The 14,020-nt window shown below is 45.5% G+C and carries 16 protein-coding genes; 5 read left to right on the forward strand and 11 right to left on the reverse strand.

Annotated features, from left to right (window positions below; all coding sequences use genetic code 11):
* Window positions 1-14: 14 nt before the first annotated feature.
* From cysN to cobA, 3 genes are read right to left on the reverse strand one after another with little or no spacing between them, the layout of a single operon-like run.
* Window positions 15-1,427, reverse strand: coding sequence for a sulfate adenylyltransferase subunit CysN (gene cysN / locus OH455_RS17495; protein WP_269982262.1), 1,413 nt, complete (start codon window positions 1,425-1,427; stop codon window positions 15-17).
* Between the two features lie 18 nt (window positions 1,428-1,445).
* The gene (gene cysD / locus OH455_RS17500) at window positions 1,446-2,378 is read right to left on the reverse strand and encodes a sulfate adenylyltransferase subunit CysD (protein ID WP_269982263.1); all 933 of its coding nucleotides are present in this window, start codon (window positions 2,376-2,378) and stop codon (window positions 1,446-1,448) included.
* A 34-nt stretch (window positions 2,379-2,412) separates the two neighbouring features.
* Window positions 2,413-3,279 carry a uroporphyrinogen-III C-methyltransferase gene (gene cobA / locus OH455_RS17505; protein WP_045974697.1) on the reverse strand — a complete coding sequence of 289 codons (867 nt, stop codon included), beginning with the start codon at window positions 3,277-3,279 and terminating at the stop codon, window positions 2,413-2,415.
* A 261-nt stretch (window positions 3,280-3,540) separates the two neighbouring features.
* Here cobA and cpdB point away from each other — a divergent pair, with 261 nt between their 5' ends.
* From cpdB to OH455_RS17525, 4 genes are all read left to right on the forward strand, one after another.
* On the forward strand, window positions 3,541-5,502 hold the full coding sequence (cpdB, locus tag OH455_RS17510) for a 2',3'-cyclic-nucleotide 2'-phosphodiesterase (protein ID WP_269982264.1): 1,962 nt from the start codon (window positions 3,541-3,543) through the stop codon (window positions 5,500-5,502).
* A 118-nt stretch (window positions 5,503-5,620) separates the two neighbouring features.
* Window positions 5,621-6,190 (forward strand): Crp/Fnr family transcriptional regulator, encoded by a 570-nt coding sequence (locus tag OH455_RS17515; protein ID WP_045974699.1) that lies wholly within the window; start codon window positions 5,621-5,623, stop codon window positions 6,188-6,190.
* Window positions 6,191-6,260: 70 nt separating this feature from the next.
* Window positions 6,261-6,713, forward strand: a complete 453-nt coding sequence (locus OH455_RS17520) for a GNAT family N-acetyltransferase (protein WP_269982265.1) — start codon at window positions 6,261-6,263, stop codon at window positions 6,711-6,713.
* 2 nt (window positions 6,714-6,715) lie between these two features.
* Complete coding sequence (locus OH455_RS17525) at window positions 6,716-7,579, forward strand: DMT family transporter (RefSeq protein ID WP_269982266.1); 864 nt, start codon at window positions 6,716-6,718, stop codon at window positions 7,577-7,579.
* On the opposite strand, the gene OH455_RS17530 is transcribed toward OH455_RS17525, so the two are convergent.
* A complete protein-coding gene (locus tag OH455_RS17530) occupies window positions 7,580-8,149 on the reverse strand; it encodes a LysM-like peptidoglycan-binding domain-containing protein (RefSeq protein WP_269982267.1) in 570 nt (189 codons plus the stop codon).
* A 234-nt stretch (window positions 8,150-8,383) separates the two neighbouring features.
* On the opposite strand from OH455_RS17530, the gene OH455_RS17535 reads away from it, so the two are divergent.
* Window positions 8,384-9,004, forward strand: coding sequence for an FKBP-type peptidyl-prolyl cis-trans isomerase (locus tag OH455_RS17535; RefSeq protein ID WP_006963202.1), 621 nt, complete (start codon window positions 8,384-8,386; stop codon window positions 9,002-9,004).
* Between the two features lie 554 nt (window positions 9,005-9,558).
* On the opposite strand, the gene rplQ is transcribed toward OH455_RS17535, so the two are convergent.
* The 7 genes from rplQ to secY all read right to left on the reverse strand — a co-directional run bounded on the left by rplQ (window position 9,559) and on the right by secY (window position 14,020).
* Entirely contained in the window at window positions 9,559-9,939 is a 381-nt protein-coding gene (gene rplQ / locus OH455_RS17540; RefSeq protein WP_005383141.1) for a 50S ribosomal protein L17, read from the reverse strand.
* 26 nt (window positions 9,940-9,965) lie between these two features.
* Complete coding sequence (locus tag OH455_RS17545) at window positions 9,966-10,958, reverse strand: DNA-directed RNA polymerase subunit alpha (RefSeq protein ID WP_004410407.1); 993 nt, start codon at window positions 10,956-10,958, stop codon at window positions 9,966-9,968.
* Window positions 10,959-10,982: 24 nt separating this feature from the next.
* Window positions 10,983-11,603, reverse strand: coding sequence for a 30S ribosomal protein S4 (rpsD, locus tag OH455_RS17550; RefSeq protein WP_045974704.1), 621 nt, complete (start codon window positions 11,601-11,603; stop codon window positions 10,983-10,985).
* Between the two features lie 27 nt (window positions 11,604-11,630).
* Complete coding sequence (rpsK, locus tag OH455_RS17555) at window positions 11,631-12,020, reverse strand: 30S ribosomal protein S11 (protein WP_001118870.1); 390 nt, start codon at window positions 12,018-12,020, stop codon at window positions 11,631-11,633.
* A gap of 18 nt (window positions 12,021-12,038) precedes the next feature.
* The gene (gene rpsM, locus OH455_RS17560) at window positions 12,039-12,395 is read right to left on the reverse strand and encodes a 30S ribosomal protein S13 (RefSeq protein WP_005450559.1); all 357 of its coding nucleotides are present in this window, start codon (window positions 12,393-12,395) and stop codon (window positions 12,039-12,041) included.
* A 149-nt stretch (window positions 12,396-12,544) separates the two neighbouring features.
* Window positions 12,545-12,658, reverse strand: coding sequence for a 50S ribosomal protein L36 (gene rpmJ, locus OH455_RS17565; RefSeq protein ID WP_000868186.1), 114 nt, complete (start codon window positions 12,656-12,658; stop codon window positions 12,545-12,547).
* A gap of 27 nt (window positions 12,659-12,685) precedes the next feature.
* On the reverse strand, window positions 12,686-14,020 hold the full coding sequence (gene secY, locus OH455_RS17570; RefSeq protein ID WP_045974705.1) for a preprotein translocase subunit SecY: 1,335 nt from the start codon (window positions 14,018-14,020) through the stop codon (window positions 12,686-12,688).

Below are 14,020 nucleotides of genomic sequence, written 5' to 3' on the forward strand. Positions count from 1 at the left end.
CTTGCTCCGCTCGGTTAGATTTTTGCATCCCACTCAGGGAAGTGTTTAAGAATCAGCGCTTTTAGCTCAGTTTCAAAAGCTCCCATGCGCTCTTGAGGAGAACGTTGACGTTCCGCCAGAGCATCACGTACCAAACCCGCACCTACCGTCACGTTGGTCAAGCGATCAATGATGATAAAGCCCCCGGTATCCTGCACTGCATCGTAACTGTCGATGGCTACTGACTCATTCAATGTCCACTCACACAAACCAATACCGTTCAGAGGTAGCTCTTCTGCCTTGTGCATAGACAAGTTGTTGATGTCATACTGATGGCGAATGGCTTCAACACGACCCACAGTCTTCTTGCCCGCAATCTTCACATCATAATCGCGGCCAGCCTGCAATGGCTGCTCTGTCATCCACACCACATCAGCAAGCAGTCGGTTACTTGACTCAACTTGCGCATTCTCAAGTACAATCAAATCACCACGACTGATATCGATTTCATCTTCTAATGTAAGTGTCACCGCTAGGCCCGCTTGAGCTTGCTCGATATCGCCATCAAAAGTTACAATGCGCGCCACTTGCGAACTCTTACCTGAAGGCAAAGCTTTGATGCGGTCACCCACTTTGACATTTCCTGAGGCAATCGTGCCGGCAAATCCACGGAAGTCGAGGTTTGGACGATTCACATATTGAACAGGGAAACGGAAATCACTTTCCTCTTTGACCTGATCCACATCGACATTTTCTAGAAGTTCAAGTAGCGATGGTCCTTCAAACCAGCTAAGTTTCTCGCTCGCTTCTACCACGTTGTCGCCCTCAAGAGCAGACAGCGGAATGATCTGAATATCTGTTTCACCCTGAAGGTTTTCTGCAAACGATAGATATTCGTCACGAATCTCTTCAAAGCGTTGCTGTGAGTACTCAACCAGATCCATTTTGTTTACTGCTACTACGAAATGCTTAAGGCCCAGCAGGTTTGAGATGAAAGAGTGACGGCGAGTTTGATCCAGCACGCCTTTGCGTGCATCAATCAAGATCACTGCGAGATCACAGGTCGATGCCCCTGTCGCCATATTGCGCGTATATTGCTCGTGCCCTGGAGTATCAGCAATGATGAACTTACGTTTCTGAGTTGAGAAGTAACGGTAAGCCACATCAATAGTGATCCCTTGTTCTCGCTCTGCCTGAAGTCCATCAACAAGCAGCGCAAGGTCTGGACGCGCTCCAGTGGTACCAACGCGTTGGCTGTCGTTATGAACGGCTGCTAATTGATCTTCATAAATTTGCTTAGAGTCATGCAGTAAGCGACCGATCAAAGTACTTTTACCATCATCCACTGAACCGCAAGTGAGGAATCTAAGTAGTGATTTGTATTGGTGTTGTTTTAGGTATCCTTCAATACCAAGCTCTTCAAGCTGAGCTTCAACTGCGCTATTCATCTTCTTTATCCTCAATCCTTAGAAGTAACCTTGGCGTTTCTTAAGTTCCATCGATCCTGACTGATCATGGTCGATCGCTCTACCTTGTCGTTCACTGGACGTGGCCACCAACATCTCTTCAATAATGCCTGTGAGCGTATTGGCGTCAGACTCAATTGCTCCAGTCAGTGGGTAACAACCTAGTGTTCTGAAACGAACGCTTTTCTCTTCAATCTTTTCACCTGGCTGAAGCTCCATACGATCATCGTCAACCATGATCAGCATGCCATCACGCTCAACAACTGGGCGCTTATCGGCTAGGTAGAGTGGAACTATCTCAATGTTCTCTAGGTAGATGTATTGCCAGATATCTAGCTCAGTCCAGTTTGAAAGTGGGAAGACACGAATGCTCTCCCCTTTGTTGATTTGGCCATTGTAAGTACGCCACAACTCAGGGCGTTGATTCTTTGGATCCCATGTATGGTTCTTGTCACGGAAAGAGTAAACTCGCTCTTTCGCACGAGACTTCTCTTCATCACGGCGTGCACCACCAAAAGCCGCATCAAAACCATACTTGTCCAAAGCTTGTTTGAGGCCCTGAGTTTTCATGATGTCAGTATGCTTAGAAGAACCATGGGTAAAAGGGCTACATCCCATCGCAAGGCCTTCTGGGTTCTTGTGAACCAAAAGCTCAAAACCGTATTTTTCTGCGGTTTTATCGCGGAATGTGATCATCTCCTTGAACTTCCAGTCGGTATCAACATGAAGTAAAGGGAACGGTATCTTACCTGGGTAAAAAGCCTTACGAGCGAGATGCAGCATGACTGAGGAGTCTTTACCGATAGAGTACATCATCACTGGATTATCAAACTCCGCAGCAACTTCGCGGATAATGTGAATACTTTCCGCTTCAAGCTGCTTGAGATGGGTTAAACGTTCTTGGTCCATGTTAGTGCTTCCTTTGCGGCTCACTGAGAGCGTCTGACAAATTCAAAATAAATAGGTATTACGCGAATTGGCGCTGTTGTAATGGTTCTTGCTGTGTGCCAAACCACGTTAATTTTTCTGACAAAGACACCACTTCCCCAATCACAATCAGTGACGGTGACTCAGCGTCTTTAGCAAGGGTCGCCAGCTGTGATAGCTGACCTTTAAAAACCTTCTGACAGGATTGTGTTCCGCGTTCGATGATCGCAATTGGAGTCTCTGGGGAACGGCCATGCTCAATCAACTGACCTTGAATGTATTCCGACTTCATTAGCCCCATGTAAATCACCAAAGTCTGGTTGCCACGGGCGAGCGTTGACCAGTCCATTTGGTCACTTTCAGCTTTAAGGTGACCTGTAATAAACATCGCTGTTTGTGCATAATCGCGGTGTGTCAGTGGTATACCTGCATAGGCAGTTGCACCAGAAGCGGCAGTAATACCAGGCACAACATGAAATGAAACGCCTGCATCTGCCAAAACTTCCAGTTCTTCGCCACCACGACCAAAGATAAATGGATCACCACCTTTAATACGTACAACACGGTGTCCTCTTTGAGCAAAGTCCACCAGTAGCTGATTGGTTTTGTCTTGGGGAACACTATGATGACCCGCTCGCTTGCCGACACAAACTAAGATCGTATCGCTTGGTACCAGTGCCATGATTTCATCGGAGACTAAATAGTCGTAAAGTACGACATCCGCCTGCTGTAAAAACCGAAGCGCTTTGATGGTCAGCAATTCAAGATCACCAGGACCAGCACCAATTAGAGCCACTTCGCCAGAGTTCAATACACTCTTACCAATACTCACGGTAGCAGAAGGCTGTGCTTGCGCGGCTCGTGGGTTGTGAAGTGGGAACTTAGAAATTGTATCCTTACTCGCCATCATGTTGTTCCTTTCCTGTCATTGAAAGCATTATGGCGCTCTAGTTATATTACCTGAAATTCTAAAATTTCATTTTTTATACCTTTTCATGATAAGGGCGAAATGCGATGTAAATAACCGTTGAACTTAGATGAGATCTGCTAAGCAGAACGGCATAAAGTAATCGCCCTATGTCACACTTTGCTACTGAGTGAAATATTCGTTGCACATCGTTTTGTTACATTATGCAGCGTCTCACAATAACGCTATCGGAGCTTAAAAATGAAAGTCGCAGTGAACCCCCTTTCGATTGCTGTACTTGGTGGCATGCTAACTATGGCTGGCCCTACTATGGCTGAAACGATCAAGTTACGTATCGTAGAAACCACGGATATTCACACTAACGTCATGGACTACGACTACTACAAAGATAAACCGACCCAGAAGATAGGACTGACTCGTACAGCCACATTAGTGAAGCAAGCTCAGGCTGAAGTAGAAAACAGTGTACTGGTTGACAACGGTGACCTCATCCAAGGCAGTCCTATGGGTGACTACATGGCAGACAAAGGCATCAAGCCAGGTGAAGTACATCCTGTATACAAAGCCATGAACCAACTTAACTACGATGTGGGTAACATCGGTAACCACGAGTTCAACTATGGCCTAGAGTTCTTGGCTGAAACTATCAACGATGCTGACTTCCCATACATTAGCGCTAACGTGTTCGACAAGAAAACCGGCGAACACTACTTCAAGCCATACATTATTAAGTCACACACATTTAAAGATATTGATGGTAAAGAACACCAAATCAAAGTCGGCTACATCGGCTTCGTTCCACCACAAATCATGGTATGGGATAAGAAAAATCTTGAAGGTAAGGTGTTTGCAAAAGACATCAAAGAGACAGCAGAACAGCTTGTCCCTCAGATGAAAAAAGAAGGCGCTGATGTCATTGTTGCCATTCCGCACTCTGGCGTAGCATCTGACCCTTACAGAGTAGGTGCAGAAAACTCAACCTACTACTTATCAGAAGTCAAAGGCATTGATGCAATCGCCTTTGGTCACTCACATGCGGTCTTCCCGGGTAAAGGTTTTGACAACATCCAAGGAGTCGATAACCAAAAAGGTACCATTAACGGCGTCGCTTCGGTTATGCCTGGACGTTGGGGTAGCCACGTCGGTGTTATCGACCTAGAATTGAAACAACAAGATGGCAAGTGGTCAGTTGTGAAAGGAGGGGCAGAAGCCCGTCCTATCTACGATAAAATGGCTAAGAAGTCTCTTGCCAAAGCCGATCCTGACATGGTTAAAGCGCTAGAAACAGACCATAAAGGTACCCGCGATTTCGTTAACCAACCAATCGGTAAAGCAAACGACGTGATGTACAGCTTCCTAGCTCTTGTACAGGATGATCCAACCGTACAAATCGTTAACCTTGCACAGAAAGATTACGTTGAACGCTTTATTCAAGGCGACCCTGATCTGTCAGATATTCCAGTCCTTTCTGCAGCCGCTCCATTCAAAGCTGGTGGTCGTAAGAACGATCCCGCAAACTTTACTGAAGTCGAATCTGGTCAGTTGACGTTCCGTAATGCAGCAGACCTTTACCTTTACCCGAACACGCTTGTCGCAATGAAGGTCAAGGGCAAAGAAGTGAAAGAATGGCTGGAGTGTACTGCTGGCCAATTCCAACAGATTGATGTTAACAGCACTGCGCCACAGCAGCTGATCGACTGGGATGGCTTCCGTACTTATAACTTCGATGTCATTGACGGTGTTGAATACCAAATTGATGTAACTCAGCCAGCCAAATATGATGGTGACTGTAAGCAGATCAATGAAGGGGCTGAACGTATTGTTGGTTTGACTTACCAAGGTAAGCCAATCGATATGGAACAAGATTTCCTGATCGCTACCAATAATTACCGTGCCTACAGCAACAAGTTCCCAGGTACTGGCAGCGAATTTGTAGCGTTTGATTCTCCAGACGAAAACCGTTCTGTTATTGCGTCTTACATCAGTCGAGTAAGTAAAGAGAAAGGCGAAGTAACACCAAGCGCAGACAACAACTGGACATTCGCGCCAATTAAGTCTGAAAATAAACTAGACATCCGTTTTGAAACCTCACCAAGTGATAAAGCTGCGGCCTTCATTGAGAAGAAAGGCCAATACCCGATGAAACATGTCGCAACAGACGATGTGGGCTTCGCGGTTTATCAGATAGATCTGCAAAAGTAAGCGTATGATATTGCTTTCAAGCCGCGATTTTTATCGCGGTTTTTTTTCATCAGAAGTTAGCGAATCGCACTTGATCGGTTAGAATTCTAAGCATATTTTAGTTGATGATACAAAGTTCATGCAGCCCACCGAACGCTTTATGGAACAGCTCCAAGCCACAGGCTTCAACCACGATGAGATAGACCAATTACTTGATTCTTCCCAACTTATTGAGCTCCCAACTCGACATATATTGCTTCATCAAGGCCAGCTAGCTGACGAGATCTTTTTCCTCATCGAAGGGATCTGCCACTCAGCCTATCTCACTGATAAAGGTAAAGAATTCAGCAAGGAGTTTTACTGGGAACACGACTGGATCATCGGCTTTGAAAGTTTAATCAAGCAGCAACCGTCACCCTACCTGCTCGAATCTCTGACCTCTTGCGTCCTCTTCTCGCTTCCAGTCGAAACGCTTCGTCAATGGCGCAGTCAAAAACATAGCGTGTATCTCAAGCTGCTAGAAACTCAGTTGATGTACAAAGAGAACAAAGAACGCTTTATGTTGTTATATACTCCAGAAGAACGTTATGAACTCTTCTGCAAGCACTATCCGCACTTACCCGAAAGACTGACTGACTATCAGATAGCCGCGTATCTAGGTATTACACCGATTAGCCTAAGCCGAATTAAAAAGCGAATGCAAAGTTAACATTTGTTAATGCTGCCTAATTTCATCACTGTTAACTTAGCTCTACCTAACAACGAAACCGAGTAACGCTATGATCACCTGGCAACTTTTACCTTTTGACCAATTGTCTGTCCATCAGCTCTATCAGCTTCTCAAACTGCGTGTTGATGTATTTGTCGTCGAACAAACCTGCCCCTACCCTGAGTTGGATGGCAAGGATAGCTTAGAGAACGTGTATCATTTAATGGGTTACAAAGACGACGAACTGGTTGCTTGCGCACGACTTCTGCCACAAGACGCTAGCTACCCTTCGGTCAGCATTGGTCGAGTGGCTACCGAGCAAACTCACCGCGGTGACGGGTTAGGCCATCAATTGCTCGAACAAGCTCTGTTAGAATGCGATAAACTCTGGCCGGGACAAGATATTGAGATTGGTGCTCAGGAGCATCTGGAAACATACTATAATCGCCATGGTTTTCAACGTACCTCAGAGATGTACCTAGAGGACAACATTCCGCACATCGACATGAAATTTAGTCGTTAACTGTGGGTAATCTTTCTCCTCAAGCCATAGCGCTGTGGCTACTCATTGCTGGTAATCTAGCGGCATCACTATCAGATGTGATGGTCAAATTACTCGACGGCAATGTCAGCCCGTTTCAGTACATTTTTATTCGTCAGTTAATCTCAGTGGCGGTGATCTACCCTTTATGGAGAAAAGAAGCACGAACAAAACGTCAGCTACATTCACCCAGTCTCAACATCTTTCGCGCTCATCTCGTTCTAATTGGTAGTGGCTGCATGGTGGTAGCCATCACTCATATGACATTAGCCAGTGCAAATGCCGTATTCTACGCTGCCCCTTTATTGATGCTGCCCATTTCAATGTTGATGATAGGAGAAAAACCTTCTCGTTCCAAAGTGATCGGCACATTATTGGGTTTTGTTGGCGTACTGATTGTACTCAGACCTTCGCAATTTCATTGGGCCGCTCTTTTTGCTCTCGGTACTGCAATTACTCTGGCGTTGTTTAATGTTTCAGCGCGTAAGCTACCCGCTCAACAATCGATGATCAGCACTTTATTTTGGACCTCGCTACTCTCCCTTCCTGTTGCAGGCATTCTAGCCGCTTGGTCTTGGCAAGCAATCAGCGCCCCCCAATTGGGAGCGATCGCCGCCGGTGCACTGCTGATTCTTATTTATAATGGGCTGGCGGTTTTAGCTTATCGGAAAGCGCCAGCTGGAGAGATAGGCTTAGCGGAGTATTCTGGATTAGTGTTTGTCACTCTGTTTGGAGTTTGGTGGTTTAATGAAATTCCTGATTGGATTACCGCCCTTGGTATCACGCTAATCATCGCTCCTTTATTACCCATAAGACGACGATTTCGACGGCATGTCGTGAGCAGTTAACTACTTACTGCGTCCAAATCCACCATCTGATAAACGGAAGAACATCACTGACTTTGAACGTTTTTCAAGCTGGAGAATATCTAACCTACCATCATCGGCGAGCTTAAAACGTACAAGCTGACCGGCTTTGATGTGGCTGAGTGGCTTATCGTTACCTTCAACGCGTACCAAGGCGTTTAAGTCAGCCATCGCTAAATCGTTATGACGAAACACTTGAGCAAGTGTGTCACCTTTTTTGACTGTGTATTCTTGCCATACTTCAGACTTCAAGTTTTCTTGTTCTTGGGAAGGCTGCTCGCTCAAACCTGTTGTATTTATGTCAACTTGCACACGCTGCTGAACTAGTGGCTCTGCTTGTTGCTGAACACTTGTAGACTCCGCGCTAGGGAAGATAATTAAAAGAAAAACAACAGGGACTAGGACCATAAGAGCACGTCGGTGGAGTATAGGTAAGCCAGACCAAGCGCGCTTTGCTTGATCAACGAGCCCTTTCCAATCCACCTGTGAGATTTTTTGCTGCATTATCTCAACATAATCTACCTGCTTGGCTTTCTTCTTTCTACGATTCACTATGCTAGGTCTCCCAAAATCCATGGCTACAAGTATAAAAACGAAGCGCACTCTAGTATAGGAGTTTTCAATGTGTTAAGTGATGTTCAGGTCAAATTTGCCAAACTCAGCTTAAAAGTAAGACGTGAATCCCACATTGTGATACTTGTTGTTGCATCCAAGCACGACCATTTCATCCCAACACTAATACTGGTATCCTGTCCCACCTAAATACATCAAAAGTAGAGAGACATCATGTCTGAAGTTAAATTTGAAACTGTAGAACAAAAAGCAAGCTACGGCATTGGTCTACAGATGGGTCAGCAACTGGCGGGATCTGGTCTAGAAGGCCTGAGCGTTGATGCAATCGCAGCGGGTATCGCAACAGCGCTAGTGGGCGACATGCCAGCTATTGAAATCGACGAAATCAATTCTGCACTTCAAGACCTACACCAACGCGCAGAATCTGCTCGTCAGGAGTCAGCGAAAGCAGCGGCTGCTGACGGTGAAGCGTTCCTAAAAGACAACGCACTTCGCCCTGAAGTAACGGTTCTTGAGTCAGGCTTACAGTACGAAGTTATCACTGAAGGTACTGGTGAAATCCCGACATCAGATAAGCAAGTTCGTGTTCACTACCATGGTGAGCTGACTGACGGCACTGTATTCGATAGCTCAGTATCTCGCGGTCAACCAGCAGAGTTCCCGGTAACTGGCGTAATCAAAGGCTGGGTTGAAGCACTTCAACTAATGCCTGTTGGTTCTAAGTGGAAACTATACATTCCTCAAGACCTAGCATACGGTGAGCGTGGCGCAGGTGCAGCGATTCCTCCGTTCGCAGCACTAGTATTTGAAGTAGAACTACTAGACATTCTGTAATTCGATACAAATCTAATACTGTTTGTAAAGCGACGCATGGCGTCGCTTTTTTTGTCTACATTAGGTGTGTTTCGCTTTGCCCTTAAAAAATCACTATGGCTAAAGCCCAAGATTATTCCCAATAAACCTTGCAACACATTTCCCAATGTTACTCGTTTAACAACTCAGGAAAAGGAACCCTAACTCGAACACGTTAACTAGCGTTATTTGCCAAAAGCTATCGAACACGCAAAGTCAATCAGCGCTCACTAACCCACTATCTTGCGTTCAGCGATCAATGAACAAGCGCTATATCAGGTTTATCGAGTTTGCCTCCACTAAATGGAATAGCCGATCAAATAGAATACCTGAGTGCAGTAAAGGATATTTTCACCAAGATAGAGCTAGATACATCTATAAGCGGCCAATCAATTAAAATATTTATCGGGACAAGGTACTAGCTCAGGGCTAGTGACATCTATTGAAGAGTTGTGGAAAGAATAATAACAGTGCAACAAACAGTAGGTACAAAAAAGCCGAGCTAATGCTCGGCTTTTTCGTTCTTACGAACCTGATTACTCAGCAGCTTCTTCAGCAGCTGGGCGATCTACAAGCTCAATGTAAGCCATTGGAGCTTTATCACCAGCACGGAAACCAGCTTTTAGGATACGAGTGTAACCGCCCTGACGAGCAGCAAAACGTGGACCTAGTTCGTTAAATAGTTTTGCAACTACTTCGTTGTCACGAGTACGTGCAAATGCTAGACGACGGTTAGCAACGCTGTCAGTCTTAGCTAGTGTAATCAAAGGCTCAACTACGCGACGTAGCTCTTTAGCTTTTGGCAAAGTAGTCTTGATAACTTCATGACGTACTAGAGAGCTAGCCATGTTGCTGAACATCGCTTTGCGATGTGAGCTATTGCGGTTGAGTTGACGACCACTCTTACGATGGCGCATGACCTAATCCTTCTAACTAGTATCGATTAATCTTCAGCGATAGACGCTGGTGGCCAGTTTTCTAGGCGCATACCCAGAGACAGACCACGTGATGCAAGTACGTCTTTAATCTCAGTAAGAGATTTTTTACCAAGGTTAGGCGTTTTAAGTAGCTCAACCTCAGTGCGCTGTACAAGATCACCGATGTAGTGAATCGCTTCTGCTTTCAAACAGTTAGCAGAGCGAACTGTTAGTTCAAGATCGTCTACAGGACGCAGTAGGATCGGATCGAATTCTGGCTTCTCTTCCTTCTCCTCAGGTACACGTACATCACGTAGATCTACGAACGCATCCAATTGCTCAGCTAGGATAGTAGCTGCGCGACGGATAGCTTCCTCAGGGTCTAGAGTACCGTTCGTTTCCATGTCGATAACAAGCTTGTCTAAGTCTGTACGCTGCTCTACACGAGCTGCTTCTACAGAATAAGCAATCTTATCTACTGGGCTGTACGTAGCGTCAACCAGTAGGCGACCAATAGGACGCTCATCTTCTTCAGTATGGATACGAGCTGAAGCTGGAACGTAACCACGACCACGTTCAACTTTGATACGCATAGCGATCTCAGCGTTGTCATCTGTTAGGTGACAAATAACGTGTTCTGGGTTAGCGATCTCTACATCACCATCATGGGTGATGTCACCTGCAACCACAGGGCCCGAGCCTGATTTGTTAAGCGTAATAAACACTTCATCTTTGCCTTCGGCAACGCGTACAGCCAAACCTTTAAGGTTTAGAAGAATTTCAAGAATATCTTCCTGAACACCTTCTTTTGTACTGTATTCGTGTAGAACGCCCTCAATCTCTACTTCTGTTACTGCACAACCTGGCATAGAAGATAGAAGAATGCGGCGAAGTGCATTACCTAGAGTGTGACCAAAGCCACGCTCTAATGGCTCAAGAGTTACTTTTGCGTGTGTCGTGCTAACTTGTTCGATGTCAACAAGACGTGGCTTAAGAAATTCTGTTACAGAACCCTGCATTGTGTCCTCTCTTTAGTTTAAACCTTACTTAGAGTAAAGTTCGACGATCAGTTGTTCGTTGATGTCAGCAGATAGATCTGAACGCTCAGGCATACGCTTGAACGTACCTTCCATCTTACCACCATCTACTTCAATCCAAGTTGGTTTTTCGCGTTGTTCGGCAACTTCTAGAGCTGCTTTAATGCGAGATTGCTGTTTAGCTTTCTCACGGATAGAAACAACGTCGTTAGCCGCAACTTTGAAAGAAGGAACGTTTACAACTTTACCGTTAACTAGGATAGCTTTGTGGCTAACTAGCTGACGTGCTTCTGCGCGAGTTGCACCAAAGCCCATACGGTAAACTACGTTATCAAGACGACCTTCAAGAAGCTGAAGTAGGTTTTCACCAGTGTTGCCTTTAAGGCGAGCAGCATCTTTGTAGTAGTTACGGAATTGTTTTTCTAGAACGCCGTACATACGACGAACTTTTTGCTTCTCACGAAGCTGAACGCCATACTCAGATAGACGACCGCGACGAGCGCCGTGTACACCTGGTGCGTTATCAATTTTACACTTGGTATCGATCGCGCGAACACCAGACTTAAGGAATAAGTCAGTGCCTTCACGACGGCTAAGCTTCAGCTTAGGACCCAAATATCTTGCCATGATCTTTCTCCAGTAATCTAAAAAACGTTATACGCGACGTTTCTTAGGTGGACGACAACCGTTATGAGGGATTGGTGTAGCATCAACGATGTTTGTGATGCGGAAACCAGCAGCGTTCAGTGCACGAACAGTAGATTCGCGACCTGGACCAGGACCCTTAACCATAACTTCCAAGTTCTTTAGACCGTATTCTTTAGCCATTTCAGCACAACGCTCAGCAGCAACCTGTGCAGCGAACGGAGTAGACTTACGAGAACCACGGAAACCTGAACCACCTGCAGTAGCCCAAGCTAGAGCGTTACCCTGACGGTCAGTGATGGTTACGATTGTATTATTGAAAGAAGCATGGATGTGCGCAACGCCATCTGCAACTTGCTTGCGTACGCGCTTACGAGCGCGAGTTGGTTGTTTAGCCATTGTACTCTACCTTCCCGATTATTTCTTGATCGGCTTACGCGGACCCTTACGGGTGCGAGCGTTGGTTTTAGTACGCTGTCCACGTAGTGGTAGACTGCGACGATGACGAAGACCACGGTAACAGCCAAGGTCCATAAGACGCTTGATGTTCATTGATACTTCACGACGTAGATCACCTTCTACAGTGTACTTAGCTACACCATCACGCAGTTGATCGATCTGCTCTTCAGTTAGTTCACTGATCTTAACATCTTCAGCAATACCCACTTCAGCTAGGATAGCTTGAGAGCGAGTTTTACCGATACCGTAGATCGCTGTTAGAGCGATTACGGCATGTTTCTGATCAGGAATGTTAATGCCTGCTATACGGGCCATTATTCACTCCTAAGTGTTTCTATAAAAGAATTAGCCGCAGCAAAGCCCGTTATGGATACGCTGCGGAATACTACTTCTTTTGCACGCAAAAGGTAGGCCGAGGAATATACTCGACGCTACCTTATATTTCAAGTAAAAATTTCTGCTAATTAGCCTTGGCGCTGCTTGTGCTTTGGCTCACTGCAAATCACGCGAACAACACCGTTACGCTTGATAACTTTACAGTTACGGCAGATTTTTTTAACGGAAGCACGAACTTTCATTGCTAAACTCCGTAAATGAAACCTAAATTAACGGCCATAGCCCTTTAGGTTTGCCTTTTTCAACACAGAATCATACTGTTGAGACATCAGATGAGTCTGTACCTGTGCCATAAAGTCCATAATTACAACGACTACGATAAGTAGCGATGTACCGCCGAAGTAGAAACGTACGTTCCACGCGACCATCATGAACTCCGGAATCAGACAGATAAAGGTAATGTAAAGCGCACCAGCTAGGGTTAAACGCGTCATTACTTTATCGATATATTTCGCTGTCTGCTCACCTGGGCGGATGCCGGGTACGAATGCACCGGACTTCTTCAGGTTATCTGCTGTTTCACGCGGGTTGAATACCAACGCTGTGTAGAAGAAACAGAAGAAAATAATTGCTGCAGCATAAAGCATTACATACAGAGGTTGACCTGGGCTCAGAGCCAAAGACACGTCAGTTAACCAACCGAGCGTGCTGCTCTCACCATTTTGACCAAACCACTGCGCCAATGTTCCTGGGAACAAGATAATGCTTGACGCAAAGATTGCTGGAATTACACCTGCCATATTAATTTTAAGTGGCAAATGAGTGCTTTGCGCAGCAAATACTTTACGACCCTGTTGACGCTTCGCGTAGTTAACAACGATTCGACGTTGACCACGCTCCATGAAAACAACGAAGTAAATTACTGCAAAAGCAAGTACAACAATCAACAGCAGAAGAAGTACATGCAATTCACCTTGACGCGCTTGCTCGATTGTTTGACCGATTGCAGAAGGCAATCCAGCAACAATACCTGCAAAAATCAATAACGAAATACCGTTACCAATACCACGCTCTGTAATTTGTTCACCTAACCACATCAAGAACATGGTGCCGGTTACTAAACTTACGGTAGCAATTAGCGTAAACATGGTTTGGTTGATAACAACCAGATTGTCGACCATGTTTGGTAAGCCAGTTGCAATACCAATAGCCTGGAATGTTGCAAGTACAAGCGTGCCGTAGCGTGTATATTGGCTGATCTTACGACGGCCTGCTTCACCCTCTTTTTTGAGTTCAGCTAACGCTGGATGAACTACAGTTAGCAGTTGGACAACAATAGATGCCGAAATATACGGCATGATGCCCAACGCTAATATAGATGCACGCTCAAGAGCACCACCGGAGAACATGTTAAACATTTCAACGATGGTACCTTTTTGCTGTTCGAACAAATCGGCAAGTACAGCAGCGTCAATACCAGGAATCGGCACAAAAGAGCCTGCTCGGAATACTAAAAGTGCACCAATTACGAATAACAAGCGCGACTTCAGTTCACTTAAGCCGCTCTGAGCACTACGAAAATCTTGTCCTGGTTTCTTAGCCAT

This window comes from Vibrio sp. T11.5 (assembly GCF_027587155.1).
In the GTDB taxonomy this organism is placed as follows: domain Bacteria; phylum Pseudomonadota; class Gammaproteobacteria; order Enterobacterales; family Vibrionaceae; genus Vibrio; species Vibrio neptunius.